Source organism: Flavobacterium sp. (assembly GCF_027484705.1).
In the GTDB taxonomy this organism is placed as follows: domain Bacteria; phylum Bacteroidota; class Bacteroidia; order Flavobacteriales; family Flavobacteriaceae; genus Flavobacterium.
Genome location: NZ_JAIXSL010000011.1, coordinates 1 through 25961 on the forward strand (window position 1 = coordinate 1; position 25961 = coordinate 25961).

Sequence of the window (25961 nt, forward strand, 5' to 3'; positions counted from 1 at the left end):
ATATGAACACAACAGCAAACACTACTACTTCAAACAACTTCAAAATGATGGTTGTGTTGGTAATGATGTTGGTTTCATGTGTTGGGTTTGCACAAAACACGATTGAAGTTCCTGCTTCAATAGCTACAACAACTACTACTGTTGAATCAAACGCTTCGATCAACATGGTTTCTTGGTTTATGGGAACAAAACAAACTACCAACGAAAACATCACTAAAGAAACATCTTCAAAAAAACAAATGATGACTTCTGGGATTGCTCCAAACAGATTGTTGATCAAAACGTTTTTGAAAAAAGCGTCACAATACGCTTCTAACATCGCATAGTTTTATTTTACATAGTTAGGTTAACTCAAGAAAGAAACCTCCTTCGTCAAGGGAGGTTTTTTTATAGGGAGTTTCTAAGAATCAGCGAGCATTCGTTTTCAATCTGTTCATTTTTTCCCTGAAGAATCATCTTGGCCATGATTTCGCCCATGCTTTCAAATTGTGTCGATATGGTCGTGATGCCGTTTTCAACTACTTTTTTCAGCGGTGTATCGTTGTAAGATATGATTCCGAAATCGGTTCCTAAGGTTAGTTTTTGCAATTTCGATTGCTCAATCACACTCACCAAATCCCGGTCATTTGGAATAATATAGACTTCTTGGGCGGCAATCTCACGCTGGTCGAATTCGGTAATGATTTCATGTTTAAAATTAAAATCTTCACAAAAACGCAAAAAACCTTCTTTCATGCCTACTGGTTCGCGAAATCCGGGAAAAATCAACACTAATTTTTTGTAATGTTGGAGTCTGAATGTAGCTTGCGTTAGCGCATCATACATATCTTTGACAAAATTCTGGAACACAGCCGGGTAAGATTTTAACTCAGCATTGGTTTGGTCAAGAATAAAAACTTCATGAACTGGTAGGGTTTTGACGATGGCGGGCGCTTCAACAAGATTCGTTGGCATAATGATGTAGCGCGTATAATTCCCATGGCTTTCTTCAATCAGTTTTTTGAACATTGTTGCGTTGAAATGATGGAAGAAAATATCCACCTGAACGTTGCTTCCCAAATGTTTAAGAATCGAATTATACAGATCTTCTTTAAAAATATTAAGTTCGTCAAACAATAAAAACACGCGATGTTTCTGCGTAACTTCAAGGCTTTTTACATAATAGCCTTTACCCAGAATCGCATAAATAATCCCTCTTTTTTTGAGTTCTTCATAAGCTAAAAGTACCGTGTCGCGCGACAATGAAAACTCCAGACAGACTTTGTTTATCGAAGGCAACTTCTCATCTTTACTTAATTGATCTTCAGCAATGGCCTTTTCAACCGACTGAATAATCTGCTTATATTTAGGAATTCCGAGATTGTTTTGAATTGAAATGATCTTCACGAAAAGTTTTTTTACAAAGATATACAAACTGGTAGGTACCGGTATGTTTTAGCAGATATAAATTTTACATTTGAATTTCTGATTTGATAAAAAACCCATGGAAATAAAACAGATTGCTCAATATAAAGGCGACATTATTAAGAAATTATTTGGTGTCATTCCCAACAAGGCAGAAATTTTTTCGCATCAATTGAAGAATAAAAACGGGATGGAATTGCACATCATCGATTATGGCGCCACTATAACAGCTATAAAAGTGCCTTCCAAAAACGGAAAACGCATCGATGTGGTTTTAGGATTTGATTCCCTCGACCATTACATCCGTTCTTTCAGTTTGCCTGCTGCACCTTATTTTGGGGCTATTGTGGGAAGGTATGCAGGAAGGATTCATCGCGGTATTTTTACACTCAACGAAACGACTTACCTGCTTAATAAAAACAGTAACGGACATTCGCTGCATGGCGGAGCAAAAGGTTTTAGCCGTGCGATTTGGAAAGCGGAAGAAAACATCATTGCCGAAGGCGCATCGGTTACCTTCAGTTATAAAAGCCCTGAAAACGAAGAGTTTTTCCCCGGAAATCTTGAAGTCAAGGTTACTTATACTTTAACGGAATCGAATGAGATTAAAATAAAGTACCAAGCCGTTTCCGATCAGGATACGCCGATTAACCTGACACATCATAGTTATTTTAATCTTGACGGACACGAGTCGGATATCAAAAATCAGGAATTGTTCGTCAATGCCAAACGTATATTGGAAACGACTGAGAACATCCCAACCGGTAGGTTTCTGGATTTAAAAAACCACCCGTTCGATTTTCAAGCGCCAAAAAAATGCCCGCAGGCTATTGATGCCACTTTCGTTTTACCGCAGGATGTGCAGCCGGTAGCCTCTTTATTTAGTGAGAAGAACCAGATCAAGATGAAGGTTTTTACCGATCAGCCCGCGGTTCATATTTATGTTGGCGGCAATTGCTTTAATATTTTGGAAGGCAAAGAAAAAGCGAATTACCATCTGTGGAGCGGCATCTGTTTCGAAACCCAGAATTTTCCCGACGCACCAAACCATGCCCATTTTCCCTCCGCGATTTTAAAAAAAGGGGAAACTTACACCCAGCGTACTATTTATAAATTTGAAATGATGTCATGATGAAAAATGTATTGAAAACAGTCCTTTTTTTAGTGGCAGTATTGCTGGTTTCATGCTCTGAAAGCGTTGATTCAACCCCAACTGCAATGTCAAGAGCCACCAAACCGTTGACGGCAAAAAGTTTGATAAAGGCCGCGGATGTATCGTATCTTCCATTGATTGAAAGCGAAGGGACAATTTACAAACACAACAACCAACCCGAAGATGCCCTACTCACGCTCAAAAACGCGGGCTGCAATACCGTCAGAATCCGTCTTTGGAAAAATCCGTCCGATGGCCATTGCGGATTGACAGAAGTCAGCAATTTAGCTAATAGGGCACGACAAATGGGGATGAAAGTCTGGCTGTCGGTGCATTATTCCGATATCTGGGCCGATCCGGCAAGCCAAACCAAACCTGCGGAATGGTCTAATTTGAACTTTACGGATTTAAAATTGGCTGTTGCCGCTTATACATCGACGGTCGTGAATGAAATCCATCCGGATATCTACCAAGTTGGCAATGAAACCAACGATGGATTTTTATTCCCTCAAGGAAAACTATCTGCGAGTGAATCCCAGTATCTGCAATTGGTGCAGGCCGCTACTACAGTAATCAGAGCCCAATCGCCAAGTACTAAAATCATGTTACATTATGCGGGTATTTCTGGCGCCGAATGGTTTTACAATAAAGTGCACAACCTTGATTACGATTATATAGGTTTGTCGTATTATCCGGTTTGGCACGGACAGAATATGAGTTTACTCAAAACCACCATGAATACCTTGAGCCAAGTTCACCATAAAAAAGTGCTGATTGCAGAAACGGCCTATCCGTTTACTTTAGGTTGGAACGACTGGACTAATAATATTGTGGGACTCAGCAATCAATTGATTCCGACCTATCCTGCAACGAATGCCGGGCAGAAAAGCTTTTTATTGGCGATCAGAGCAATGATAGAAAATTCACCTCACGGGATTGGATTTTCGTATTGGGGCGGTGAATGGGTGGCTTTCCGAGGCACGCAATCTCCCAATGGTTCTTCGTTCGAAAATCAGGCTTTATGGGATTTTAACCTCAATGCCTTACCCGTAATGGACGCTTTTAATTAGAATTGATTATGAAAAAAATAATATACTTTTCACTGTTATTGCTCTTTTCAATATGTAACCACGCACAAAATCCAAAACCTGACTTTGCCAAAGGCGCCGACGTTGGTTGGTTGCCCCAAATGGAAGCTACGGGTTACAAATTCTTCGACACCGATGGCAGTCAGAAAGATTGTCTGCAATTGCTCAAAGACCGGGGCATGAATACCATTCGTTTGCGGGTTTTTGTGAATCCATCCGAGGATAAAGCCAGCGGACATTGCAGCAAAGACGAAACTGTTGTGATGGCAGTCCGCGCTCAGAAAATGGGCATGCGTATGATGATCGATTTACACTACAGCGATTCATGGGCCGATCCGGCCAAACAATTCAAACCCGCAGCTTGGGCAAAACACACTTTTCCGGAATTGCTAAATGATGTTTACGCCCATACTTTTGATGTTTTAAATGCGTTGAAAAAAGCAGGTGTAACTCCCGAATGGGTGCAAATCGGCAATGAAATTCCCGGTGGCATGTTATGGCCTGACGGAAGCACCGACAACTGGAAACAACTTGGTCAGCTTTTAAACAAAGGCTACGAAGCCACCAAAGCAGTTAACCCGAAAATCAAAGTCATCGTGCATGTTGATGAAGGCAACAACAACGCCAAATTCAGAACGTTCTTCGATAATGCCACGGCGCAAAAAGTAAAGTACGACGTCATCGGCTTGTCGTATTATCCTTTCTGGATCAAGAAAGATTATAAAGAAACCATTGCCGATTTACAGTTCAATCTCAACGACATGGTAAAACGCTATCACAAAGAAGTTATGGTCGTCGAAGTCGGCGGCGAAGATGATAAAATTCAAAACACTTACAAGCTTTTGACGGAAACGATCAAGGCCGTGAAAGCCGTTCCCAACCAAAAAGGCTTAGGCGTGATTTACTGGGAACCTGAAGGCGCAAGAAGCTGGAGCCAATACAACCTGAGCGCATGGCAAGCGGACGGCAAACCTTCACCGGCTTTGGATGCGTTTAAAAACTAACCTCAAAATGAAACAGCTTTACACCTTTTTATTAATAATTATTTCGCTTTTTTCTTTTGAAAACGGTAGTGCGCAATCGCGGACGAAAATCAACTTCGGCGCCGATTGGGAATTCCACAAAGAAGGTGATTCCAACTGGGAAAAAGTCACGATCCCGCACACGGCCAATATTGAAAACCTCGTCGTGGTCAAGCAATTTCAGGGCGTTTCGTATTATCAGAAGAAGTTCAAAGCCAGCATTTCCAAAGACCAAAAGATGTTCCTTTATTTTGAAGGCGTGATGTCGGAAGCTGAAGTGTTCATCAACAATAAAAAAGCGGCAACCCACAAAGGCGGTTATTTGCCTTTTACCGTCGATGTTTCACCTTATCTCAACAAAGATGCAGACAATCTGGTGATACTCAAAGTCACGAATGTGGACAATCCTGAAATCCCGCCGGGCAAAGCGATCAAGGATTTGGATTTCAATTATTATGGCGGAATCTATAGGAATGTTTATCTGATCACGACCAATAAATTATTCATCACCGATGCCGTTCATGTCAATAAAAAAGCGAGCGGCGGTGTTTTTGTGAATTTCGAATCGGTTTCGAAAAATAAGGCAGAAGGCATGATTAAAGTTCATCTGAAAAATGAATACTCAAGCGGACAAAGGGTTTATTTAAAATATACGCTGACTTCAAAATCAGGAAAAAAGTTTGCTTTGGAATCTAAAAAATTTCCCATCGAAGCCAACGCTTACATCGAAATCACGCAACACACAAGCATCGGAAATCCGCAATTGTGGTCCATCGATGAACCTAATTTATACCAACTCGACATCGAAGTCATTTCAAAAGACAAAACCATCGACGCTTATTCCCAAAAAATCGGCATCCGGAAATCGGAAATCAGGGTCAACGGTTATTTCCTCAATGATGAAAGAATCTACATCAACGGCACCAACCGCCATCAGGAGTATCCTTATTTGGGTTACGCGATTTCGGACGAAGCGCAATACCGCGACGCCGTAAAGATCAAAAACGCCGGTTTCGATTTCGTGCGTTTGTCGCATTATCCGCAGGCTGAAGCGTTTTTGAATGCCTGTGACGAACTCGGGATTTTGGTCATGAATAGTCTTCCGGGCTGGCAATTTTTCGGCAACGCGGCTTTTGAGGAAAATTCGTTGCAGAACCTGCGTGATATGATCCGCCGCGACCGCAACCATCCGAGCATCATCTTTTGGGAGAATTCGCTCAATGAAACGGCGATGTCCGAAAGTTTCATGAAGCAGGCCAATGTGATTTTGAACGAAGAAATTCCATTTTCGAATAAAATCAGCGCGAGCTGGATCGACAATGACAGTTACGATATCTACATTCCCGCAAGGCAACATGCCAAAGCGCCCGATTATTGGACGAACTATGAACGCAACCACCGCAAAATTTTCATTGCTGAATATGGCGATTGGGAATATTATGCGCAAAATGCCGGTTTCAATCAAAAGGATTTTGCGAATCTCAAAGAAGAAGAAAGAACTTCGCGCCAGCTTCGCGCTTTTGGTGAAAAAAGGTTGTTGCAGCAGGCGTTCAATTTTCAGGAAGCCTCAAATTCGAACCGCAAAGGAAGCAATACTTTGGGCGAAGCCAATTGGCTGATGTTCGATTACAACCGCGGCTACAGCCCAGATATCGAAAGCTCAGGCATCAGCGACATTTTCAGAATTCCGAAATTTGCACATTATTTTTACCAAAGCCAACGCAATCCGAATGTCGTTTTAGACCGCAGATTATTCTCAGGTCCGATGGTGCATATCGCCAACAACTGGACCGAGAATTCGCCGCTTGAAGTGCGCGTCTACAGCAATTGTGAGGAAGTCGCTTTATACCTGAACGATATTTTAGTGGCCAAACAAGCGCCAACAATGAATCAAAACAGCAACCGGTTGAAACACGCGCCGTTTTTATTCAACATCGGAAAATATCAGGCGGGAACTTTGCGTGCCGAAGGTTTTATCGATGGGAAAAAAGTAACAGAGAATATTGTGAAATCGCCACTCAAAGCCACTCAAATAAAACTTTCCTATGATTTGTCCGGCATTTCAATCAATCCCGAAACTTCAGATGTGGTTTTTGTTTATGCCTCGATTACAGATGAAAACGGAACGATTATTCCCGATGCGGCCGATGAAGTGACGTTCACGTTAGAAGGCGAAAACGCAATATTGATAGGGCAAAATCCAATGAAAGCCGAAGCAGGAATTGCGACTATTTTATTGAAAACCGAGTCTTTCAAAAAGCCAATAATCCTTAAAGCGAACGCCGGAAATTTACAAACCGCCACACTCGAAATCAAGCCATGAAGAAAAAACTGATACAGATGACCAAGCAAAGTTTCGTGCAATCGTTTGACAACGAGCCTGAATACATTTTCCTTGCTCCGGGCAGGATCAACATCATTGGCGAGCACGTCGATTATAATGATGGGTTTGTATTGCCGGCCGCGATCAACAAATACATCTGTTTCGCCATTTCCAAAAATGAGGGTTCTGACTGTACGGTTGTAGCGCATGATTTGAATGAATTTTACAAATTCGATTTGAATGACGCGCTAAAACCCATCGATAAAATGTGGGCGAATTACATTCTCGGCGTGTTGCATCAATTGAAAGAAAAAGGTTTTCAAATGCAGGGATTCAATATGGTGTTCAGCAGTACCATTCCAATGGGTGCGGGGCTTTCGTCGTCAGCAGCGCTCGAATGTGGCATTGGCTATGCGATGAATTCAATGTTCGGTTTAGGATTGAACAAAGAAGAAATTGCGCTCATCGGACAAAAATCTGAACATACTTTTGCAGGCGTCAATTGCGGTATCATGGATCAGTTTGCTTCTGTTTTCGGAAAGAAAAACCACGTAATCAAACTCGATTGCAATACTTTGGAATATGAATACCACAAAGCAGATTTCAAAAAATACTCGCTACTTTTATTAGACAGCAAGGTCAAACACACGCATTTAACTTCTGGTTACAACACAAGAAGAGAAGAAGTGGAACAAGGGTTGTCAATCATTCAACAGCATTTCCCAGAAGTCAAAACCTTTCGGAATTGTACGGAAAATATGGTTTTGGAATTGAAGGAACGACTCGGCGAAACGATTTTCAAACGCTGTCATTTCGTAGTCAAAGAAATTCAGCGCGTTCAGGATGCCGTCGATGCTTTGGAGCGATCCGATTTTAAAACTTTAGGAAGATTGATGTCGGAAACGCATCAAGGTTTGTCTCAAGAATACGAAGTGAGTTGTGATGAAATTGATTTCTTAGTCGATACCGCACAAAAACTGCCTTCGGTTCTGGGAACGCGAATGATGGGCGGCGGTTTCGGCGGCTGTTCGATCAATCTCGTAGAAAAAGGAAAAGAAGACGAGATTATCGACCAGGTTTCAAAAGCGTATCAAAACCATTTCGGGATTGCGCTCCAACCCTACAAAGTAAAGATTTCAAAAGGATCCACCTTATATCAAAATTAATCATGCAGAGCTTTCACGCCAACGAACATCCACACCGACGCTACAATCCGCTCTTAGACGAATGGATTCTGGTTTCGCCGCACCGTTCGCAAAGACCGTGGCAAGGGCAAAACGAAACCGTAGTGGAAGACACGCGTCCTGAGCATGATCCGTCGTGTTATTTGTGTGCCGGAAACGTTCGGGCGAATGGCATTCAGAACGATAATTACACCGATTGCTTTGTGTTTGAAAATGACTTTTCAGCGTTGTTGAAAGAGGAAGTTTCGTATCAGAATGACAAAACCGAATTGTTCCAACTCAAACCCGAACGCGGTATCAATAAAGTGGTTTGTTTTTCTCCAAAGCACAACCTCACGTTACCCGAAATGGAAATTTCCGCGATAGAGAAAGTCGTCAAAACCTGGCAGGAACAATACATCGAGCTCGGCAGCCACGACTACATCAATTACGTGCAGATTTTCGAAAACAAAGGCAGCATCATGGGTTGCAGCAATCCGCATCCGCACGGGCAAATCTGGGCCCAATCGTCGTTGCCGACACAAGTAGCGAAAACGCAACAAAGCCTCGAAGACTATTACAAAAAACACAAAACGAGCTTGCTTCACGATTATCTCAAAGAAGAATTGAAACTCCAGCAGCGCATCGTTATCGAGAACCAACATTTCGTGGTGCTCGTTCCTTTTTGGGCGATTTGGCCCTACGAAACGATGATTGTCAGCAAAAGACATTTCGGCAATATCATCGCGATGACCAATGAAGAAAGTACTGCCTTCGCGGAAATCCTAAAAGCGATTACGGTCAAATATGACAATCTTTTTGAGACATCTTTTCCTTATTCTTCAGGAATCCATCAGGCGCCGACCGACAGGACCGCGCATCCCGAATGGCATTTTCACATGCACTTTTATCCGCCTTTATTGCGAAGCGCGAATGTCAAGAAATTCATGGTAGGCTACGAAATGCTCGGCGAAGCCCAACGCGACTTATCGCCCGAACAAAGCGCTGCCATTTTACGCGACTTACCGACCACTCATTATAAAACCAAAACCATTTAATATGCAATCACTCGCTACTCCGGATTATATAGTTTTTCTACTTTATTTCGTCATTATCGTAGGCTACGCGCTTTGGATTTACAAACGGAAAAAGAAAGCGCAGACCACGAGCAACGATTATTTTCTCGCTGAAGGTTCGCTGACTTGGTGGGCGATTGGAGCGTCGTTGATTGCGAGTAACATCAGCGCTGAACAATTCATCGGGATGAGCGGCAGCGGTTTCAAGATGGGATTGGCGATTGCTACTTACGAATGGATGGCGGCTGCAACGCTGATTATTGTTGCCGTTTTCTTCATGCCCGTTTATCTGAAGAACAAGATTTTCACGATGCCGCAATACCTGAACAAACGTTACAACAGCAATGTCGCGATGATTATGGCGGTATTTTGGTTGCTGCTTTATTTGTTGGTGAATCTGACTTCGATTCTGTATTTGGGTGCGTTGGCGATTAGCAGTATTTCAGGTTTGAATATTACGTTATGTATGGTTTTCCTCGCTTTTTTCGCTGTGATGATTACGCTTGGCGGCATGAAAGTAATCGGATATACCGATGTCATTCAAGTGTTCTTTTTGATTTTGGGCGGATTGGTCACGACGTATCTCGCGCTGAATTTAGTGGCTACGGAATTTGGTTCAACGGGCGTCATGAATGGCTTTCATCTGATGACCCAACATGCCGGCGACCATTTCCATATGATTTTTGAAAAGTCGAATCCGAATTACATGGATTTGCCGGGACTTTCCGTGCTCATCGGTGGAATGCTAATTATCAATTTAAATTATTGGGGCTGCAACCAATACATCACGCAACGTGCGCTTGGAGCCGATTTAAAAACAGCACGTGGTGGTATTCTATTCGCCGCTTTCCTAAAACTATTAATGCCCGCAATTGTAGTATTGCCAGGAATCGCGGCTTATGTGTTATACCAAAACGGCCATTTCCAAACAGAAATGCTTCAAGATGGAAGCGTCAATCCCGACCGTGCCTATCCGATTTTATTGAACTTACTTCCTGTAGGTTTGAAAGGACTTTCGTTTGCGGCGTTGACTGCGGCGATTGTGGCGTCACTAGCTGGGAAAGCGAATAGCATTGCGACGATTTTCACGTTGGATATTTACAAAACCAAACTCAACATCGAAGCCGATGAGAAAAAATTAGTCAACATCGGAAAGCTTACGATTGTCTGTGCGATGCTCGTAGCCGTTATGGTCGCACCCTTTTTAGGCATCGATAAAAAAGGCGGCTTCCAATACATTCAGGAATATACCGGTTTTGTAAGTCCGGGCGTTTTCGCGATGTTCATCTTAGGATTCTTCTGGAAGAAAACCACTTCAAATGCGGCTTTGTTTGCGACGATTGGCGGGTTCTTGTTTTCGATTATTTTCAAATTCATGCCAGCTTTTGTCGACTTGGCCTTTTTAAATCCTTACGGTTTTTCAGTGCCGAACGCGAGTGGCATCTACGAAATTCCGTTCATCGACAGAATGGGATTTGTATTCCTGATTTGCGTCATCGGCATGTATTTCATCAGCATGTATGAAAACAGAAACGGCGTCAAAACACACGGTTTGGAAATCGACAAAACAATGTTCAAAATGTCGCCTTCGTTCACGGTCGGCATGTTGATTATCCTATCGATTTTGGCCGCTTTGTATACGATTTTCTGGTAGGAATCAGACTTTCTTAATGACATAGGTTACGATGCCCCAAACAACGAACTGGTTTTCGTCGGTTACTTTTATGGGTTCGTATTTCGGATTCTCGGGCATCAGCCAAAGACCGGTTTTATCAAGTTTAAGGCGTTTCACGGTAAAACTGCCGTCGATAAAACAGATCGCAATTTTGTTGTTTTGCGGTTCGATGCTGCGATCCACTACAAGCACATCTTTGTCATCGATTCCTGCATTCACCATCGAATTGCCTTCAACCTTAATATAAAAAGTAGCCACCTGATTGTCGGACAACGCTTTGTTGAGGTCGATTGCCGTTTCCATAAAATCCAAAGCCGGTGAAGGGAAACCCGCCGAAACACCATAATCGATGTACGGGATTTTAAGCTCGCTATCAAAATCAGGTTTTAGAAAAGTAAGTTTGCTTATTGGCATTTTATGGTCAATATTTGGTCGAAGCGCGTTGTGTATTTCGGAGAAAGTCTTTCTTGTTTCATGTTCCAGGTTTTGGTTCCTTGCGTGCCGATCTTCACTTTGCGGTCGCCGATTTTTTGGTTGATCGCGTCCATCGCTTTCATCAGTTGCAAATGTTTTGGATTTTCATCGACGAACAGATCGATTTGTTTTTCATTTTCGTTGACGAGTTGCGTGACAATCACACCGGCATTTTTGAAAAGCAACCCTTTGTTCTGATCGTATAATTGTTCCAAGATTTTGATTGCGGTATTCACAATCGTTAAAGTCGAATGCGTCGAAAAAGGCAAAGTAACAGCTTGACTGTAATGTTTTCTAGAGCGTGCATTTCCCACATCCATCGTGCCGAGCATGACGATGATCGTCTGACAACACGAATGCTGCGCCCGCAACTTCTCCGCGCAAACCGAAGCAAACGTAGAAATCCGTTCGCGCAATGCGTCGTAATCCGTCAGTTTTTTAGGGAAACTTCTTGTGATCGCAATACTGCGTTTGTTCGCAATGTCTTCGAGCTTTAAAACCGATTCGCCTTCGAGTTCTTTTTTAAGCCGCAAACCCACGACACCCATTTGGCTTTTGATCCAAGCAGTGTGCATCGGATCGGTAAAATCGTAGGCGGTTTTGATGTTTCGGGCTACCATTTTTTTCTTCATGCGGTGGCCGATGCCCCAAACGTCTTCCACCTTCGTCCATTTGAGGGCTTTGATGCGCTTCTCTTCGGTATCGATTACATAAACGCCTTTGGTTTTGTTAGGAAATTTTCGTGCAATCTTATTGGCTACTTTCGATAAGGCTTTGGTCGGAGCGATGCCCACACAAACCGGAATGCTGAGCCATTTGCGGATGCGGTTTTTCATCTGCAACCCGTAATCGTGATAATCTGAAATGGTCATGCCGTCAAAATTCACAAAAGCTTCGTCGATGCTGTATTCCTCAACATTCGGCGTAAACTGTCGCAGGATCGCGAAAACACGTTGGCTCAGATCGCCATACAAAGCATAATTCGAAGAAAAAACCTGAACGTTGTGCTCGCGCAATTGATCCCGAACCTGAAATTCCGGAGCGCCCATCGGAACCCCTAACGCCCGCGCTTCGTCACTTCTCGAGATGATGCAGCCGTCATTGTTCGACAAAATAGCCACGGGCTTCCCGACCAAATGAGGTTGGAAAAGGCGTTCACACGAAGCGTAGAAATTGTTACAATCGACTAATGCGTACATCTTGTAAAGTTATAACTTCAGAGCTGATGAAATGAATTATGCAATTACAATTTTTAAACAACAATAAATTTTTAACAGATGTTCAGTTTCTAATTTGCTATAAATTAATAACTTAGTAAAAAAAACTACTATGAAAGCAAAAATTATATTGGTAATGACTTTAATCACAAGTCTCTTTACCGTGATGACGTCAAAAGCTCAAGAAGATCAAATTAATTTAATTGCCTTTAAATACAATCAACAATCGCAGACCAGTGACATTATCAAATGGAATGTTGATGCACCAGAATTGTTTACCGCAACTTCCAGCAACGTAACGGGCATTCTTGTCGGGACTTCAATTTTTAATGCTTCAACAGGCGACTATGTTTCGAGAGTAACTCAAAACGATAATACCTCGGGCGTTTTTAAGTACAACGCCAATACGCAACAGATAAATTTTAACGAAGCAACAAGTTTTTTCAACGGTTCTGCGGAATGTGATATGCAAACCGGATTCATTTATACCTATGATGGGAACAATCTGAATGAAGTGCAGTTAAACAAATACAATCCTCAAACCAACGAACTTGTGGTTGTTGGCACTTTCGATTTTTTACCCAACACCTCTTTTTTCCCCGATGGTTCATGCTTTGATTCCAACACCGGAACTTACTATTTCGTAATGCAAGACGCCGAAGGAAAGAAATTAGTAACGGTTCCCGTAAATGCGACTGCATTTACTTATACCGAAACGTTACTCACAGGTTTGCCAATAACAGGCAATATAGGATTAGAATATAGCAACGAAACCAATAGTATTTATTGTATCTATTCCTCTTTCAATGCCCAAACCGAGTCAAATACTTTTGTCGTAGGAAATCTTGATGCCAACAGTGGTGCAATTTCTGTTTTGAATACACTTGAAACTATTGGAGGTTATCAATTCTATAATAGAACTTTTGATCAGAATACGAAGAAACTACTTTTCGTCGCTTATAATTTAGATTTTACACAGCAGCGCTTATATCTGTATGATATTGATTCGAATACTTATGAAACCAGATTGCTGCCAGCAGAACTCGTAGTGGAAATTGAATGTAATAATTTTGCGTACTCAGAACGAAAATACGGACAATTGAGTACGCCAACATTCGATGGGAATGATCTGGTAATCTACCAAGATATTGCCGCAAAATCTATCCTGTTTTCAAAAAATATAGCGAAGTCGAAATTCCAAGTAGTCAACATGCAAGGTGCAATCGTAATCTCTGGTCAAGTAAGCAGCACAAATGCTATTGACGCGTCGACATTGCAAAGTGGGATTTATATTGTTTCTGTGGAAGTGAATTCGAAAAAAGTCGATAAGAAATTAATTTTGAAATAGTTTTTTAGGAGCTGTTTCCCGCTATACGCAGTGCACGGCACTTTGCTACTATCGGGGCTAGGGCTTTCGTTTAAAATTGAAAACCGACTTTAATGCCGCCCGATTTACTGCTGCTACCCGATTCGAATTCTCGTGTAATCATGACGCGGGAGCATTCTAAAAACAAAGTGCGCGTTTGCAGCACCATACCATAATTGACTTGCCCGGTCAAACGTTCGATCTCACGGTCAGCAATCGTGTATGGGCTTTTGGTATTCAACAATCCGCCTTGCAAAGTTGCAACATAACCAATAATATTGAGCAGCGGTTGCGTATAGCCATACAACGCAAATTTCTTTTTCGTTTTTAAGGAAGTAAAAGGCGCGTTGATGATCCCAAAAGTAGTATTGAATCCGATGGATGCATTCGTGAATAAAGTTCCCAATCGTAAAGTTGTATTGGTCTGTAACGATAACAAATTACGGTAGCGAAACACCTGTTTTTCATAGCTGACTTCATAATTCAAAACCAAATCATTCCGAATTTGATGCTGCCAGCCTTGCGGAATGGTGTTTCCCGTAGCTTTGTGAATTCCTACTTGCATTTCTTTTCCAAAAGCGCCGGGGCCAATTAATCCAAGATTCAATGACGAAACCAACCTCGATTGATGAACTGTATCAGTTGCTATTGCAAAACTTTTGAGCATAATCGCAGCGGCAAAAGGGCGATCACCATACTGGATTTGTGCGCTGCCAATATTGAAAGGCGTAAACCCTATGTGTTCGATCGAAATCCCATATTGCGTTTCGCTGTGTTTGGGTTGAAGTAATAATCGGTTGATTGGATTGAGGCGCATTGCAGGCGAAACCAATTCAAAATTATAACCTTGCGTATAATCCTGATCGCGCGATGCGAAATAGTCATTGTCGTAATTAAATCTGAAATAACGTTCCGTTTTTAAATCCCGAAACGAAGCCGTATTATCGATTTTCTGGGCGATTAGATAAATCGGGGTTGTGATTAAAATCAAAAGGTACCATGCGTGTTTTTTCATACTTCCATCTACGGAAATACAGGAGCGCAGGTTTCATGAAACAAAAAAACCACCGGAATTCCGATGGCTTGTTCTATAAATTTTTTGATTTGTTTATCCGAGTAAATCCATGACTAACGATGGAAACAATCCGATAGCGATATTCAAAAGAATGGCTACGATTGCGACACCATAAATCAATACTGGAGTTCCGGTTCTGTTTTCGTTAGGTTCTTTGGTATACATCGCCAAAATCAGTTTGAAATAATAACCGACACTGATGATTGAATTGATTACCGCTACAATCACTAACACTAAATAACCCGCCTGAATCGTCTGGCTGAATAATGTCAACTTAGCGAAGAATCCCGCAAAGATTGGAATTCCGGCCATCGACAACAACGAACCTGTAAGAATCGCTGCCAACAACGGATTGGTTTTCCCAAGCCCGTGGAAGTTGACAATGTCTTCGTTGTCGAGGTTTTTACATACATATAAAATCACCGCAAACGCTGCAATTCCAGAAAGCGCGTAAGCCGAAGCATAATACAACAAACTCCCAGCAGAAGTGCTCACGCTTAATAAAGTCATCAACATGAATCCTGCGTGGGAAATACCAGAGAACGCAAGCATACGCTTCACATTCGCCTGTTTCAACGCCATGATATTTCCAACGGTCATCGAAGCCATCGAAATGACCACAACGATAATCTGATATTGATACGATATTTCAGCATTCATAGCCGTGAGCAATTTAAACAAAGTGGCCATTGCGGTTACTTTTGCAAGCGTGCTCATCGTTGCCGTAGTCAATGCCGGTGAACCTTCATAAACATCAGGCGCCCAAAAATGGAACGGCACGGCTGCAATCTTGAACAACATCCCAATAGTTACCAATGCAATCCCAATCGGAAACCAGATTGGCAATTCAGCAGAGCGTGACAATTCGCTGATTTCAACGGTGTCGAAAGTGCCCATTGCGCCGTAGATCATACAGATTCCGAACAAAATAATTCCTGAAGCAAACGAACCCATAAGGAAATATTTCATTCCGGCCTCGTTGCTTTTGAGGCTCAATCGGCTGCTTGCCGCAAGAATGTATAACGAAATCGACAAGACTTCAATGCCTAAAAAGAACATCGCTAAATTCCCAAATGAAACCATTGCTACTGCTCCTGACAACAGGAATACTTTGATGGCGATGAAATCGGAAAGTTTGGTCGGGTGGCTTTCATAGAAATTATGGCTCAACGCGACTAAGAAAATCGTGAGGACAATAAACAGGCTTGAAAAACAAACCGAGAAATTGTTTACCGCAATCATGTTGCCGTAGAAACTTGCCGGTGTGTTGTATTCGGAAACCGTCAAGGCTAAAACGCCGATCAATCCCAAAATGGTGACCGGAACGAGCAATTTCCTAAGATTGATAATCTCAAATAAAAGGCATAAAACACCTAATCCTACTATAGCTATTAATGTATTCATTTTTTATTTGACAGTTATCGGTTGATGTGAATTAATATATTTTCGATACTTGGCGTGATCAGATCGGTAATCGGTTTGGAGTACAATCCGAAGAAGAACAAAACCGCAATGATGATGACCAATAGTAAGCCTTCATTGAAAGAAACATCGGCAAATGGTTTGGCATTGGTTTCACCGAGCATCGCATGCTGGAACATTTTGAGCATGTAATATGCGCCAAGGATAATCGTCGTTCCACCTAAAATGGCAAACCCTAAATTAACTTGGAACAAACTGTATAACACCGTGAATTCCCCAACAAAGTTGAACGTTGAAGGCAAAGCCACAGAAGCCAAAACCAACAAGATAAACATCGAAGTGAATTTAGGCGTTTGGGAACGTATGCCGCCCATTTCTGCGATGAGTCTCGTTTCATAACGTCTGAAAATGATTTCTGCGATGAAGAACAAACCAACTACCGTGAAACCGTGCGCAATCATTTGTAAAACAGCACCGCGTAATCCGTCTAGCGTTAAAGTGTATGCTCCAGCAGCAATTAAACCAACGTGAGCCAGTGAAGAATAAGCCAATAATTTTTTAAGGTCTTTTTGGCGCAACGCTACAATAGAACCGTAAATCACACCGGCAATGCTCAATCCGATGAGCACGTACTGATGCCCTTTCGCTGCTAAAGGTGCAATCGGCAATTGCCAACGCAAGACGCTGTACAATCCCATTTTGAGCATGATTCCAGACAATAACATTGTTCCAACGGTTGGTGCTTTTTGATAGACTTTCGCCTGCCAGGTGTGGAATGGAATCAACGGGATTTTAATCGCATACGCTAAAAAGAATGCCATGAATATCCAGAATTGTTGTCCGCACGATAACCGTAATTGGTATAAATCAGTCAGTAGAAAACTTCCGGCTTGCAAGTATAAATACACAAAGCCGGTCAGCATAAATAACGAACCGCCTAAAGTGTAGATGAAGAATTTCACCACGGCTTTCTTGCGCTCATCGGCATCACCATTACCCCAAAGCAGTGCGATGAAGTATATCGGGATCAACGACAATTCCCAGAAAATGTAGTATAACAATCCGTCTGCAGCGAGGAATGTCCCGACCATCGCAAACGACATAAATAGTATTAATGAATAGATGGCTTTCGCGTTTTTGAAATCATTCCCAAAACCTGAGAAGATGATCAGCGGCGTTAGTGCTGTCGTCAATAAAACCATCGCTAGGGCCAGTCCGTCTGCTTTCAATGCGAAAGCGATGTTGGGTTTGGTAATCCAGACGGTGGTGAAATCGAGGTCGATTCCCGCATAGAACAGATTCAACAAATACATCGAATAACCGAAAGCGCCCAATCCGAACAGCAAAGCTACTTTTGAAGCCAGCTTGTCGCCTGAAAGATACGTGGCCAATGCGCCAGCTAAGAGTAGAACTAATAAGTAAATTACATCCATTAGGTATAAATTATTGAGCTAAGAATAAATAGGAAATGATCGCGATGACGCCCAAAACAAATGAAAACAGATACAAACCGATATTTCCGTTCTGCACTTTTCTTCCTTGTGCGCCTAAAACCATGGCTGCTTTCCCCAATCCGAAAATGAATCCTGAAACCGCAGTTTCTATATAATCTCTGAAGAAACGCGACAAGGCATTGATCGGTTTTACAAAGAGGGCTTCGTAAATTTCATCGACATAATATTTGTTGTATAGTACTTTTGAAAACCCGGTAATCGCGTTGTCTTCTTCAGGCAGTTGGCCTTGTTTGTTGTATTTCATGTAAGCAATTCCGATTCCGATAACCGCACCGGCTAAAGCGATTCCCATCAGCATGTATTCCTGGCTTCCCAAAGCGTGTTCTTCGTGAGCGACTGAGAATAACGGCGCTAAATAATGGTTGAGCCAAGTACTTCCAGGAAAATTAATGGCGCCTCCGAAAAACGCTAATACCGCAAGAATAATCAATGGAATCGTAATCAAGCTTGGGCTTTCATGCAAATGGTGTTTTTGCTCTTCGGTGCCTCTGAAATCTTTCAAGAAAGTCAGATACATCAAGCGGAACATATAAAAAGCAGTCATGATAGATGCGATGGAACCTACAATCCAAAGGAATTTATTGTGCTCAAAAGCGACCATCAAGATTTCGTCTTTCGACCAGAATCCGGCCAATGGGAAAATTCCTGAAATGGCCAGACTTGAAATCAACATTGTGATAAACGTGATTGGCATGACTTTTTTGAGCCCGCCCATGCGTCTCATATCTTGCTCGCCATGCAACGCGTGAATCACCGAACCTGAGCCTAAGAACAGACAAGCTTTAAAGAACGCGTGTGTGATTACATGGAAAACCGCGACTTGATATGCCCCACAGCCTAAAGCCAAAAACATCAAACCTAATTGTGAAACAGTCGAATAAGCCAATACTTTTTTAATGTCATTCTGAACCAAAGCAATCGTGGCAGCCACCAAAGCAGTCGCCGCGCCAATCACCGCAATAATCATTTGAACTTGCGGTGTCAATGAAAATAAGAAATTCATTCTCGTCACCATGAAAATACCCGCTGTTACCATCGTCGCCGCGTGGATCAAAGCCGAAACCGGAGTCGGTCCCGCCATCGCATCAGGCAACCAAGTATATAATGGAATTTGTGCGGATTTTCCACAAGCGCCAATAAACAAAGCCAAAGCGGCTAGCACAATCCAGTTTGGATTGACGTTGGAAGAAGTTTCCAAAGCGGTTTTCAATGTCGCGAAATCCAAAGTTGAGAAAGCCGCGCCAAGGATGAAGATTCCGACGAGTAAACCCAAATCTCCAATTCTGTTCATGATAAAAGCTTTCTTTGCCGCGTCATTGTATTCCTGATTTTTATACCAGAATCCGATGAGTAAGTAGGAGCAGAGCCCGACGCCTTCCCATCCGATGAACATGATTAGTAAGTTGCTTCCGACTACGAGCGTGATCATGAAGAACACAAACAGATTCAGATACGCAAAAAACGTATGCATTTTCTCATCGTCGTGCATGTAGCTGATCGAATACAGGTGAATCAGCGAACCGATTCCCGTAACGAACATCAACCATAATAACGACAACTGATCGAGTAAAAATCCGAAATCGACTTTGAAATTTCCTAATTGGATCCAATCAAATAAAGCGATTTGTATCGGTTGTTTCGTTTCGTTGATTTGGATGAAAAACATCAAGGTCACCACGAAAGAAACCACAACGGATAATGTTCCGATAGTTCCTGAGAGGGTTTTGCCCAAAGCTTTCCCGAAGAAAACGTTGATCAAAAATCCCGCAAAAGGAGCCAACACTAAGACTAAAGCTAAAGTAGTATCCATAGAATATTATCCTTTTAATTTTTTGAGGTTATCAATATCAATCGAACCTAAATTTCTGAAAATCGAAACCAGAATCGCAAGCCCGACCGCCACTTCCGCAGCCGCTACGGCCATCGAGAAAAACACGAACACTTGTCCTTGCGCATCCTGATGGTAAGTCGAAAAGGCCACGAACAACAAATTGACCGCGTTGAGCATGATCTCAATCGACATGAATACGATGATCGCATTTCTTCTGTACAAAACCCCAAACACGCCAATGCAGAACAAAATGACGCTCAGGAAAATGTAGTTTTCGATACCAATATGGTTTAAAACGTTATTCATTTTATTTCTCTGATTTTTCTTTTTTAGACAATAACACGGTTCCGATCATCGCAACCAAAAGCAGGATCGACGCATATTCAAACGGCACCATATATTCGTTGAGCAATACTTTTCCGAGTACTTTGATCGATTGGTAATCTTCGCCAGTTGATATGTATTCGCCGACAATCGGTTTCGAATTCACGAAAATGGCAAGCAACACCAAACACATCAAGCAGAAGAAAATCACTGCGGCCCATCGCGTGACGCGCGGTTTGTGTACTTCGTCTTCTTTATTGAGGTTCATCAACATGATTGTAAACAGGAACAGGATCATAATCGCGCCCGAATACACAATGATATGAACAATCGCTAAAAACTGTGAATTTAATAATAGATAATGACCTGCAATCGAGAAGAAACAAATCACGAGATAAATCGCCGAATGGATCGGGTTTTTAGTAAAAATAGTCAGAAACGCCGTGGCCAAAGTAACCGCAGACAAGACACAAAAAAGAATAGTTACTACAGACATTAGTTTGCGTTTTTAAGTTGGGCATTCTTCATCGCCATTTCGAGCGGCATCACCAGTTTGTCTTTTCCGAAAATGAAATCCTCGCGTTTGTAGCTCGAAGGCACGAGCACTTTCGATTCCGTAAGGTAAATGGCATCTTTCGGACACGCTTCCTCACACAAACCACAGAAAATACAACGCAACATATTAATCTCATAGATCGAAGCATATTTCTCTTCGCGGTACAAATGTTTTTCGTCCGCTTTTCTTTCCGAAGCGACCATCGTAATGGCTTCCGCCGGGCAAGACAACGCGCACAATCCGCAGGCGGTACAGTTTTCACGGCCTTGCTCGTCGCGTTTCAACATATGTTGTCCACGATACACAGGGCTCATGCTGCGAACCTGTTCCGGATACTGAATCGTCACTTTGCGCGTGAATAAGTGCTTGATCGTGATGATCAGACCTTTGATAATCGCCACAAGATATAATCGTTCGAGAAAAGTCATTTCCTTATTGGAAACCTGTTTTTTTCTGCCCGATAATGATATAGATGCTATACTCATTTTTTTGTTTTTATTTTATCAGAAGCCAATCCCGCTATCATTCCAATCTTTTATGCCGAACACCGGCACAAAAGGATTTTCCCTTCTATCGGGGCTAGGGCCCACAGTATCTAATTTACTTTATCGTTTATAACCAATTTTTGTTTGTTCTTTATTGACTTGTTGCTTGTCCATCAGTTCATCGAGATAGGAAAACACCAACTCAATGTTCTTGTCATGATTGACGAGTTTCTTTTTTATGGCTTCGAGCTCCAGTCTTAAATTCAGGTTCGTCAGCAGATAATCTCTAAGGCTGACAAAAACTTCAATAATCTTAATGCTCATTTGGGTTGCCCTATCGCTTTTTAAAACATTCGCCAATTGCAAAATACCATGTTCGGTAAACGCGTAAGGCAATCTTCTTGAGCCGCCCCAACTTGAAGTCACAATTTGTGATGTCAAGATTTCATACTCCTTTTCATCAAGCTGAAACATGAAGTTTTCAGGAAACCTATTAATATTTCTTTTAACTTGTTGATTGATTGCTCTTGTTTCAACTCCATAAAGCAATGCTAAATCGCGATCCAACATTACTTTCTGATTTCTGATAAAATAAATCTTATCAGAAATCACCTCATTCGGGATGATTACTTCTTGCATAAAAAAAATCTGTTTGGCTTATATAGTGGAAACTTTTTTATGGTGCTGTTTCCATTCGCACCATTATATCTTACATGCCCAAATAAGCAGCGATGTCATGTCTCAAAATCACAATTCCCGTCACGATAATATTCGCAATCGACAATGGAATCAGAATTCTCCAACCCAAATGCATTAACTGGTCATAACGGAATCTCGGAATCGTCCAGCGCACCCACATATAGAAAAATATGAATCCGCAAATCTTGATAAACAACACAAAAATTCCAAGCACATTCGCAAGGTTGACGCCCCAATGTTCTACCGCCCAAGCCATTCCCGGATAATTGTATCCGCCGAAAAACAACACCGCCAAAATCGTTGAGGAGATAAACATGTTCGCATATTCCGCAAACAGATAGAATCCCATTTTCATCGAAGAGAATTCGGTGTGGTAACCACCAATCAGCTCCGATTCACATTCCGCCAAATCGAAAGGTGTTCGGTTGGTTTCCGCAAAGGCGCAGATTAAAAAGATTAAAAAGGATAATGGTTGGTAAAATACATTCCAGTGCATTCCGTATTGTTGCGCTGAGATTTCTCTCAAACTCAAAGTTCCGGTCATCATCAATAATGCGATTACCGACAATCCCATCGCGACTTCATACGAAACCATTTGCGAGGCTGCACGAACCGCGCCCATCAAGGAGAACTTGTTGTTCGAAGCCCAGCCTCCGATCATGATGCCATAAACACCTACTGAAATCACAGCAAAAACATACAACAAAGCCACGTTAATGTCGGTAGCCTGCAACAAAATATCACGTCCAAATAAGTGGAATTTATCGCCCCAAGGAATCACGGCACTCGTCATCAAAGCAGTGCTCATTGCAATCGCCGGCCCTACAAAAAACAAAAATCTATTGGGCGTATTTGGTTCAAATTCTTCTTTGGCGAACAATTTCAATCCATCGGCAAGTGGTTGGAACAAACCAAGCGGACCTGCTCTGTTCGGACCGATTCGATCCTGCAACCAGGCGGCTACTTTACGTTCCGCCCAAGTTGAATACATGGCCATGAGCATCGTCACAGCAAAAACCACAAGGATGATGACGCTTTTATCTATGATCAGTGTACTATTCATTGTTGCCCAGTTGTTTTTGGTTGGTGATGTCTTCTTCAGTTAATGGCGTTGTTGTCATACTGATTTTTTTACGATCGATGTCACGTCCCATTAATATATTTTTCTCGGTAGCAATTTCTACTTTGTCTAATTTTCTCGTGTAATTGTTCTGGTTGATCACCGAATCTTTCTCGAATTTACGCGGCCCCTCAATCACCCAATCTTTCGGGTCTTTGTGGTCGAAACGGCATTCGTTGCAGATGAATTCTTCTACTTCGTGGTATTCGTCTTTGCGTCCGGTGACTCTTTGAATTTCATCGCCGAACATCCAAACGGTGGTTTTTCCGCAACATTTGGTGCAGTTTCTATGCGCGTTGTAAGGTTTGTTGAACCAAACTCTCGATTTGAATCGGAATGTTTTATCGGTCAAAGCACCTACAGGACAAACATCAATCATGTTTCCTGAGAACTCGTTGTCAATCGCTTTGGAAATGCAAGTCGAAATGTTCGAATGATCGCCGCGATCCATCACGCCATGAACACGATTGTCCGTGAGTTGATCGGCTACCATCACGCAACGGTAACACAAAATGCAACGGTTCATATGCAATTGAATGTTCGGTCCGATATCTTCAGGCTCAAACGTTCGTTTTTCTTCGATAAATCTGGTTTTTGATTTTCCGTGCTCGAAGCTTAAATTCTGCAAATCACATTCGCCGGCTTGATCGCAAATCGGGCAATCGAGCGGGTGGTTGATTAACAAGAATTCTGTTACTGATTTTCTGGCTTCTTGTACTCTTTCCGAAGATTTGCTGTTCACTTCCATGCCATCCATGCAACCTGTTACGCAAGACGCCATCAATTTAGGCATCGGTCTTGGGTCGGCTTCACTTCCTTTAGAAACTTCAACCAAGCAACAACGGCATTTTCCGCCGCTTCCCTTAAGTTTGGAATAATAGCACATCGCCGGTGGCACACTTTCGCCTCCGATCATACGCGCTGCCTGAAGGATGGTCGTTCCCGGTGCTACTTCAATTTCTTGACCGTCTATAGTTACTTTCATGTAAATCTTGACTTTATACTGTTACTTTAGAAACCAGGTGTCGGACCTTTTCAAAAGGCTCGGCAACAAAGTGGTCTCTGTTTTTTATTTTTTCTGGGAACCGGATGTGGTATTCGAATTCGTCTTTGAAATGGCGAATCGCAGCTGCCACAGGCCATGCCGCAGCATCACCTAAAGGACAAATCGTGTTGCCTTCAATTTTGCTTTGGATGCTCCACAACAATTCTATATCTTCCTCACGGCCATGACCGTTTTCAATTCTGTGTAATACTTTCTCCAACCAACCGGTTCCTTCTCGGCAAGGCGAACATTGTCCGCAGCTTTCGTGGTGGTAGAATCTGGAGAAATTCCAAGTGTTTCTGACAATACAAGCGGTGTCATTGTAAACGATAAATCCGCCTGAGCCCAACATCGATCCGGTTGCAAAACCACCGTCGCTTAAGGATTCGTAAGTCATCAATCGGTCTTCACCGGCTGCTGTTTTATAAATTAAATCTGCTGGCAAAACCGGTACGGAACTTCCTCCGGGAACGAACGCTTTCAACGGACGGTCTGAACTCATACCGCCTAAATATTCGTCCGAATTCATGAAATCATAAACGCTCAAACCGAGTTCGATTTCGTAAACGCCTTGATTTTTGATGTGTCCCGAAGCAGAAATTAATTTGGTTCCTGTCGATCTTCCGATTCCGATTTTGGCATAATCTGCACCTGAATTGTTGACAATCCATGGCACAGCTGCAATCGTTTCAACGTTATTGACTACCGTTGGATTCGCCCAAAGTCCGGAAACTGCCGGGAATGGCGGTTTGATTCTTGGGTTGCCGCGTTTGCCTTCGAGTGATTCGATGAGTGCGGTTTCTTCACCACAGATATAGGCACCGCCACCAATTTGAACGTATAATTCCAAATCGTAACCCGAACCTAATATGTTTTTACCTAACCAACCGGCCGCTTTCGCTTCGGCGATGGCTCTTTCTAAAATTTTGTAGACCCACATATATTCCCCGCGGATGTAGATGTAGGAAAGGTTGGCGCCCAACGCATAACTCGAGGTGATCATTCCTTCAATCAAAAGGTGCGGAATGTATTCCATCAGGAAACGGTCTTTGAAAGTGCCCGGTTCTGATTCATCGGCGTTGCAAACTAAATGTCTCGGTTTTCCTGATTTCTTGTCAATGAAACTCCACTTCATTCCTGTTGGGAAACCGGCGCCACCGCGACCACGCAATCCCGAAGTTTTCACTTCTTCGACCACTTCGTCAGGCGTGAGTTTTTTCAAGGCTTTTTCCACCGAAGCATAACCGCCTTCTTTGCGATACACTTCATAGGTTTTGATGCCCGGAACGTTAATTTTTTCTAATAATATTTTTTGTGACATATTATTTATCGTGTAACGTGATTTTGTTTTCTTTACAATCGGCAATCAGCTGATCGATTTTTTCTTCGTTGAGGTGTTCCTTGTAGAAATCACCCAACTGCATCATCGGTGCGTAACCGCAAGCGCCTAAACATTCAACGCCTCGGACTTCAAACATACCGTCTGAAGTGGGTTCGCCGACTTTCACGCCTAATTTATTACAAGTGTAATCCATCAGGTTTTCAACGCCGTTGAGACAGCAAGGAGAGGTTTGGCAAAATTCGAACATATATTTTCCAATCGGACGTTGGTTGAACATCGTGTAAAAAGTCACGACTTCATAGACTTCAATCGGTTTGATGCGTAAAATTTCGGCAACCTTGTCCTGCAATTCGATGCTGAGCCAGTTGTCGTGCGCATCCTGCACTTCATGCAAAACCGGCAACAAAGCGGATTTTATTTTATCTTCAGGATAGTGGCTAATCAATTCGTTGATGCGCGTCATTAGTGCTTCGGTGATATTGATGTCCTGTTTATAATGCGTATGTTCCATTTTTTATATTTTAAATTTTGAATTATAAATTTTGAAGGGTTAAGTGTCATTCAAAATTCAAAATTCATCATTTATA

At 42.3% G+C, this 25961-nt stretch carries 24 protein-coding genes; 9 read left to right on the forward strand and 15 right to left on the reverse strand.

Annotated features, from left to right (window positions below):
* On the forward strand, positions 1–326 hold a 326-nt coding region (locus Q0058_RS05910; RefSeq protein ID WP_298221870.1), incomplete at its 5' end, for a hypothetical protein.
* 61 nt (positions 327–387) lie between these two features.
* Here Q0058_RS05910 and Q0058_RS05915 read toward each other — a convergent pair.
* Positions 388–1386 carry a GntR family transcriptional regulator gene (locus Q0058_RS05915; protein WP_298221872.1) on the reverse strand — a complete coding sequence of 333 codons (999 nt, stop codon included), beginning with the start codon at positions 1384–1386 and terminating at the stop codon, positions 388–390.
* 97 nt (positions 1387–1483) lie between these two features.
* Between Q0058_RS05915 and Q0058_RS05920 the strand changes: the two genes are divergently transcribed.
* Genes Q0058_RS05920 through Q0058_RS05950 form a run of 7 tightly spaced genes read left to right on the forward strand, consistent with a single transcriptional unit; the run spans position 1484 to position 10883 of the window.
* Positions 1484–2536: an aldose epimerase family protein gene (locus tag Q0058_RS05920; RefSeq protein ID WP_298221874.1), complete on the forward strand. Its 1053-nt coding sequence runs from the start codon at positions 1484–1486 to the stop codon at positions 2534–2536.
* Positions 2533–3627 carry a glycosyl hydrolase 53 family protein gene (locus tag Q0058_RS05925; protein WP_298221876.1) on the forward strand — a complete coding sequence of 365 codons (1095 nt, stop codon included), beginning with the start codon at positions 2533–2535 and terminating at the stop codon, positions 3625–3627. The genes Q0058_RS05920 and Q0058_RS05925 overlap by 4 nt, the downstream gene beginning before the upstream one ends.
* A gap of 8 nt (positions 3628–3635) precedes the next feature.
* Positions 3636–4649: a glycosyl hydrolase 53 family protein gene (locus tag Q0058_RS05930; RefSeq protein WP_298221878.1), complete on the forward strand. Its 1014-nt coding sequence runs from the start codon at positions 3636–3638 to the stop codon at positions 4647–4649.
* A 7-nt stretch (positions 4650–4656) separates the two neighbouring features.
* Positions 4657–6990, forward strand: a complete 2334-nt coding sequence (locus Q0058_RS05935; RefSeq protein ID WP_298221880.1) for a glycoside hydrolase family 2 TIM barrel-domain containing protein — start codon at positions 4657–4659, stop codon at positions 6988–6990.
* Positions 6987–8156: a galactokinase gene (gene galK / locus Q0058_RS05940; protein ID WP_298221882.1), complete on the forward strand. Its 1170-nt coding sequence runs from the start codon at positions 6987–6989 to the stop codon at positions 8154–8156. Before Q0058_RS05935 ends, galK begins: the two co-directional genes overlap by 4 nt.
* A 2-nt stretch (positions 8157–8158) precedes the next feature.
* Positions 8159–9211 (forward strand): UDP-glucose--hexose-1-phosphate uridylyltransferase, encoded by a 1053-nt coding sequence (locus Q0058_RS05945; RefSeq protein WP_298221884.1) that lies wholly within the window; start codon positions 8159–8161, stop codon positions 9209–9211.
* A 1-nt stretch (position 9212) separates the two neighbouring features.
* Positions 9213–10883, forward strand: coding sequence for a sodium/sugar symporter (locus Q0058_RS05950; RefSeq protein WP_298221886.1), 1671 nt, complete (start codon positions 9213–9215; stop codon positions 10881–10883).
* Between the two features lie 3 nt (positions 10884–10886).
* On the opposite strand, the gene umuD is transcribed toward Q0058_RS05950, so the two are convergent.
* Positions 10887–11318 carry a translesion error-prone DNA polymerase V autoproteolytic subunit gene (gene umuD, locus Q0058_RS05955; RefSeq protein WP_298221888.1) on the reverse strand — a complete coding sequence of 144 codons (432 nt, stop codon included), beginning with the start codon at positions 11316–11318 and terminating at the stop codon, positions 10887–10889.
* The gene (locus Q0058_RS05960) at positions 11309–12577 is read right to left on the reverse strand and encodes a Y-family DNA polymerase (protein ID WP_298221890.1); all 1269 of its coding nucleotides are present in this window, start codon (positions 12575–12577) and stop codon (positions 11309–11311) included. The genes umuD and Q0058_RS05960 overlap by 10 nt, the downstream gene beginning before the upstream one ends.
* A 130-nt stretch (positions 12578–12707) precedes the next feature.
* On the opposite strand from Q0058_RS05960, the gene Q0058_RS05965 reads away from it, so the two are divergent.
* A complete protein-coding gene (locus Q0058_RS05965) occupies positions 12708–13943 on the forward strand; it encodes a T9SS type A sorting domain-containing protein (protein ID WP_298221892.1) in 1236 nt (411 codons plus the stop codon).
* A 70-nt stretch (positions 13944–14013) separates the two neighbouring features.
* Here Q0058_RS05965 and Q0058_RS05970 read toward each other — a convergent pair whose 3' ends face one another.
* The 12 genes from Q0058_RS05970 to Q0058_RS06025 form a co-directional block, all read right to left on the reverse strand.
* Positions 14014–14976, reverse strand: coding sequence for a lipid A deacylase LpxR family protein (locus Q0058_RS05970; RefSeq protein WP_298221894.1), 963 nt, complete (start codon positions 14974–14976; stop codon positions 14014–14016).
* A gap of 93 nt (positions 14977–15069) precedes the next feature.
* The gene (locus Q0058_RS05975; RefSeq protein WP_298221896.1) at positions 15070–16440 is read right to left on the reverse strand and encodes an NADH-quinone oxidoreductase subunit N; all 1371 of its coding nucleotides are present in this window, start codon (positions 16438–16440) and stop codon (positions 15070–15072) included.
* Between the two features lie 14 nt (positions 16441–16454).
* Complete coding sequence (locus Q0058_RS05980) at positions 16455–17891, reverse strand: NADH-quinone oxidoreductase subunit M (RefSeq protein ID WP_298221898.1); 1437 nt, start codon at positions 17889–17891, stop codon at positions 16455–16457.
* 10 nt (positions 17892–17901) lie between these two features.
* Entirely contained in the window at positions 17902–19782 is a 1881-nt protein-coding gene (gene nuoL, locus Q0058_RS05985; protein ID WP_298221900.1) for an NADH-quinone oxidoreductase subunit L, read from the reverse strand.
* Positions 19783–19788: 6 nt separating this feature from the next.
* Positions 19789–20109: an NADH-quinone oxidoreductase subunit NuoK gene (gene nuoK / locus Q0058_RS05990; protein ID WP_298221902.1), complete on the reverse strand. Its 321-nt coding sequence runs from the start codon at positions 20107–20109 to the stop codon at positions 19789–19791.
* A 1-nt stretch (position 20110) separates the two neighbouring features.
* Complete coding sequence (locus tag Q0058_RS05995) at positions 20111–20623, reverse strand: NADH-quinone oxidoreductase subunit J (protein ID WP_298221904.1); 513 nt, start codon at positions 20621–20623, stop codon at positions 20111–20113.
* A complete protein-coding gene (locus Q0058_RS06000; protein ID WP_298221906.1) occupies positions 20623–21168 on the reverse strand; it encodes an NADH-quinone oxidoreductase subunit I in 546 nt (181 codons plus the stop codon). The genes Q0058_RS05995 and Q0058_RS06000 overlap by 1 nt, the downstream gene beginning before the upstream one ends.
* A gap of 120 nt (positions 21169–21288) precedes the next feature.
* Positions 21289–21807 carry an ORF6N domain-containing protein gene (locus Q0058_RS06005; protein WP_298221908.1) on the reverse strand — a complete coding sequence of 173 codons (519 nt, stop codon included), beginning with the start codon at positions 21805–21807 and terminating at the stop codon, positions 21289–21291.
* A 70-nt stretch (positions 21808–21877) separates the two neighbouring features.
* Entirely contained in the window at positions 21878–22930 is a 1053-nt protein-coding gene (gene nuoH / locus Q0058_RS06010; protein WP_298221910.1) for an NADH-quinone oxidoreductase subunit NuoH, read from the reverse strand.
* Entirely contained in the window at positions 22923–23972 is a 1050-nt protein-coding gene (locus Q0058_RS06015; protein WP_298221912.1) for a 2Fe-2S iron-sulfur cluster-binding protein, read from the reverse strand. Before Q0058_RS06015 ends, nuoH begins: the two co-directional genes overlap by 8 nt.
* A 13-nt stretch (positions 23973–23985) precedes the next feature.
* The gene (nuoF, locus tag Q0058_RS06020) at positions 23986–25353 is read right to left on the reverse strand and encodes an NADH-quinone oxidoreductase subunit NuoF (protein ID WP_298221914.1); all 1368 of its coding nucleotides are present in this window, start codon (positions 25351–25353) and stop codon (positions 23986–23988) included.
* 1 nt (position 25354) lies between these two features.
* Positions 25355–25885 (reverse strand): NAD(P)H-dependent oxidoreductase subunit E, encoded by a 531-nt coding sequence (locus Q0058_RS06025; RefSeq protein ID WP_298221916.1) that lies wholly within the window; start codon positions 25883–25885, stop codon positions 25355–25357.
* Positions 25886–25961: the final 76 nt, after the last annotated feature.

Bases quoted from the DNA above. Each gene is read 5' to 3' on its own strand.
- Q0058_RS05920 (WP_298221874.1), top strand. From the start codon at position 1,484: ATGGAAATAAAACAGATTGCTCAATATAAAGGCGACATTATTAAGAAA.
- Q0058_RS06015 (WP_298221912.1), bottom strand. From the start codon at position 23,972: ATGAAAGTAACTATAGACGGTCAAGAAATTGAAGTAGCACCGGGAACG.
- Q0058_RS05960 (WP_298221890.1), bottom strand. From the start codon at position 12,577: ATGTACGCATTAGTCGATTGTAACAATTTCTACGCTTCGTGTGAACGC.
- nuoH (WP_298221910.1), bottom strand. From the start codon at position 22,930: ATGAATAGTACACTGATCATAGATAAAAGCGTCATCATCCTTGTGGTT.
- Q0058_RS05975 (WP_298221896.1), bottom strand. From the start codon at position 16,440: ATGAATACATTAATAGCTATAGTAGGATTAGGTGTTTTATGCCTTTTA.
- nuoK (WP_298221902.1), bottom strand. From the start codon at position 20,109: ATGAATAACGTTTTAAACCATATTGGTATCGAAAACTACATTTTCCTG.
- Q0058_RS05995 (WP_298221904.1), bottom strand. From the start codon at position 20,623: ATGTCTGTAGTAACTATTCTTTTTTGTGTCTTGTCTGCGGTTACTTTG.
- Q0058_RS05970 (WP_298221894.1), bottom strand. From the start codon at position 14,976: ATGAAAAAACACGCATGGTACCTTTTGATTTTAATCACAACCCCGATT.
- Q0058_RS06025 (WP_298221916.1), bottom strand. From the start codon at position 25,885: ATGGAACATACGCATTATAAACAGGACATCAATATCACCGAAGCACTA.
- Q0058_RS06000 (WP_298221906.1), bottom strand. From the start codon at position 21,168: ATGAGTATAGCATCTATATCATTATCGGGCAGAAAAAAACAGGTTTCC.
- Q0058_RS06005 (WP_298221908.1), bottom strand. From the start codon at position 21,807: ATGCAAGAAGTAATCATCCCGAATGAGGTGATTTCTGATAAGATTTAT.
- Q0058_RS05935 (WP_298221880.1), top strand. From the start codon at position 4,657: ATGAAACAGCTTTACACCTTTTTATTAATAATTATTTCGCTTTTTTCT.
- Q0058_RS05965 (WP_298221892.1), top strand. From the start codon at position 12,708: ATGAAAGCAAAAATTATATTGGTAATGACTTTAATCACAAGTCTCTTT.
- nuoF (WP_298221914.1), bottom strand. From the start codon at position 25,353: ATGTCACAAAAAATATTATTAGAAAAAATTAACGTTCCGGGCATCAAA.
- Q0058_RS05945 (WP_298221884.1), top strand. From the start codon at position 8,159: ATGCAGAGCTTTCACGCCAACGAACATCCACACCGACGCTACAATCCG.
- umuD (WP_298221888.1), bottom strand. From the start codon at position 11,318: ATGCCAATAAGCAAACTTACTTTTCTAAAACCTGATTTTGATAGCGAG.
- galK (WP_298221882.1), top strand. From the start codon at position 6,987: ATGAAGAAAAAACTGATACAGATGACCAAGCAAAGTTTCGTGCAATCG.
- Q0058_RS05950 (WP_298221886.1), top strand. From the start codon at position 9,213: ATGCAATCACTCGCTACTCCGGATTATATAGTTTTTCTACTTTATTTC.
- Q0058_RS05925 (WP_298221876.1), top strand. From the start codon at position 2,533: ATGATGAAAAATGTATTGAAAACAGTCCTTTTTTTAGTGGCAGTATTG.
- nuoL (WP_298221900.1), bottom strand. From the start codon at position 19,782: ATGGATACTACTTTAGCTTTAGTCTTAGTGTTGGCTCCTTTTGCGGGA.
- Q0058_RS05930 (WP_298221878.1), top strand. From the start codon at position 3,636: ATGAAAAAAATAATATACTTTTCACTGTTATTGCTCTTTTCAATATGT.
- Q0058_RS05980 (WP_298221898.1), bottom strand. From the start codon at position 17,891: ATGGATGTAATTTACTTATTAGTTCTACTCTTAGCTGGCGCATTGGCC.